This is a genomic window from Streptomyces sp. SID14436 (assembly GCF_010548465.1).
Taxonomy (GTDB): Bacteria; Actinomycetota; Actinomycetes; order Streptomycetales; family Streptomycetaceae; genus Streptomyces.
Genome location: NZ_JAAGMD010000881.1, coordinates 1 through 2,650 on the forward strand (window position 1 = coordinate 1; position 2,650 = coordinate 2,650).

The 2,650-nt window shown below is 72.4% G+C and carries 1 protein-coding gene and 1 pseudogene; both read left to right on the forward strand.

The genetic code is table 11. The annotated features are described in order from the left end of the window. Positions 1 to 304 precede the first annotated feature (304 nt). Positions 305 to 2,539: an RNA degradosome polyphosphate kinase gene (locus G3I53_RS32340; RefSeq protein WP_164334701.1), complete on the forward strand. Its 2,235-nt coding sequence runs from the start codon at positions 305 to 307 to the stop codon at positions 2,537 to 2,539. Next, positions 2,520 to 2,650, forward strand: a pseudogene (locus tag G3I53_RS34285) (metal-binding protein); the annotation flags it as partial. The gene G3I53_RS32340 and the pseudogene G3I53_RS34285, both read left to right, overlap by 20 nt.

Sequence of the window (2,650 nt, forward strand, 5' to 3'; positions counted from 1 at the left end):
ACGGGGCCGGGGGTGCCGCCGGGCCCGCCGGCAAGGGCCCGCGAGCCGCCCCCGACGCACCCCACGGCCCCCGTGCCCCACCCCAGGCGCGCCCCCGGGATCCCCCTCGCGCTGTCCCGGACGTCATGTCTCCGTAACCGCGGGTTCAGACGGGCTTGGGACCCTCGGGCCCATGGATCCCGCCGCGCCGCAGCCGACGCCGCCCCGGGGGAGGACCGGGAGGAACGGGCACCCCGTGACCCGGTCCGTCCCCCGCGCGGTTTCCGACGCGCCCGGGACGGGGTCCGCACGGAACAATGGGTCCATGAGCCAGCCGAATGCCCAGGCACAGGTACAGCACGCGCAGCCCTCCGTGGGCTCCATCGCCGCGCACCGACCGCACACCGTGGCCGGCGTGGTCTCCGATCTGGAACCCGACATCGACGCCGACCTGGACGGCTACGAGGAGATGCAGGCGGACGGCGCCGCCCCGCTGCCGCAGGGCCGCTTCCTCGACCGGGAGCGCAGCTGGCTCGCCTTCAACGAGCGCGTCCTCGAACTGGCCGAGGATCCCGACACCCCGCTGCTGGAACGCGCGAACTTCCTCGCGATCTTCGCCAGCAACCTCGACGAGTTCTTCATGGTCCGGGTGGCCGGTCTGAAGCGCCGCATCGCCACCGGCGTCGCCACCCGCTCCGCCTCGGGTCTCCAGCCGCGCGAGGTGCTGGAGATGATCTGGGCCCGCTCGCGCGAGCTGATGGCCCGGCACGCCGCCTGCTACCACGAGGACGTCGCCCCCGCGCTCGCGGAGGAGGGCATCCACCTGGTCCGCTGGAACGAGCTGACGGAGAAGGAGCAGGCCCGCCTCTTCACCCTGTTCCGGCACCAGATCTTCCCCGTGCTGACCCCGCTGGCGGTCGACCCGGCGCACCCCTTCCCGTACATCTCCGGCCTGTCCCTGAACCTGGCCGTCGTCGTGCGCAACCCCGTCACCGGGCACAAGCACTTCGCCCGGGTGAAGGTGCCGCCGCTGCTGTCCCGCTTCCTGGAGAGCTCCCCCGGCCGCTACGTCCCGCTGGAGGACGTCATCGCCGCCCACCTGGAGGAGCTGTTCCCCGGCATGGAGGTGCTGGAGCACCACGCCTTCCGGCTCACCCGCAACGAGGACCTGGAGGTCGAGGAGGACGACACGGAGAACCTCCTCCAGGCCCTGGAGAAGGAACTCATGCGGCGCCGCTTCGGGCCGCCGGTGCGCCTGGAGGTGGAGGAGTCCATCGACCGCGAGGTGCTGGACCTCCTGGTGCGCGAACTGAAGATCAGCGAGGCCGAGGTCTACCCGCTGCCCGGCCCGCTCGACCTCACCGGCCTCTTCCGCATCCACAGCCTGGACCGGCCGGAGCTGAAGTACCAGAAGTTCATCGCCGGCACGCACCGCGACCTGGCCGAGGTGGAGTCCGCCTCCGCCCCCGACATCTTCGCCGCGCTGCGCAGCCGCGACGTGCTGCTGCACCACCCCTACGACTCCTTCTCGACCTCCGTGCAGGCGTTCCTGGAGCAGGCCGCCGCCGACCCGGACGTCCTCGCCATCAAGCAGACCCTCTACCGCACCTCGGGCGACTCCCCGATAGTCGACGCCCTCATCGACGCCGCCGAGTCCGGCAAGCAGGTGCTGGTCCTGGTCGAGATCAAGGCCCGCTTCGACGAGCACGCCAACATCAAGTGGGCCCGCAAGCTGGAGGAGTCGGGCTGCCACGTCGTCTACGGCCTGGTCGGGCTGAAGACCCACTGCAAGCTGTCCCTGGTGGTCCGCCAGGAGGGCGAGACCCTGCGGCGCTACAGCCACGTCGGCACCGGCAACTACCACCCGAAGACGGCCCGCCTGTACGAGGACCTGGGCCTGCTCACCGCCGACCCGCAGGTCGGCGCGGACCTCTCCGACCTGTTCAACCGCCTCTCCGGCTACTCCCGCCGGGAGACCTACCGGCGGCTGCTCGTCGCCCCCAAGTCGCTGCGCGACGGCCTGATCTCACGGATCAACAAGGAGGCGCAGCACCACCGCGCCGGGCGCCCCGCCTACGTGCGCATCAAGGTCAACTCGATGGTCGACGAGGCCGTCATCGACGCCTGCTACCGCGCGTCCCAGGCGGGCGTGCCGGTCGACATCTGGGTGCGCGGCATCTGCGCCATCCGGCCGGGCGTGCCGGGCCTGTCGGAGAACGTCCGCGTCCGCTCCGTCCTCGGCCGCTTCCTGGAGCACTCCCGCGTCTTCGCCTTCGGCAACGGCGGCGAACCGGAGGTGTGGATCGGCAGCGCGGACATGATGCACCGCAACCTCGACCGCCGCATCGAGGCCCTGGTGCGGGTCACCGACCCCGCCCACCGGGGCTCGCTCAACCGGCTCCTGGAGACGGGCATGTCCGACACCACCGCCTCCTGGCACCTCGGCCCGGACGGCGAGTGGACCCGGCACGCGACCGACCCCGACGGCCGGCCCCTGCGCAACATCCAGGAGATGCTCATAGACGCCCGGAGGCGCCGGCGTGGCACAGCGACACCCTGACCCGACCCACCCGGCGGCCGGACCCGTGCCGGCCGCCGCCCTGGAGCGCCACCTGCGCGCCCGGGCCACCGAGTTCCTCCGCGCGCTGCGCGCGCACCGGGAGGCCGGGGC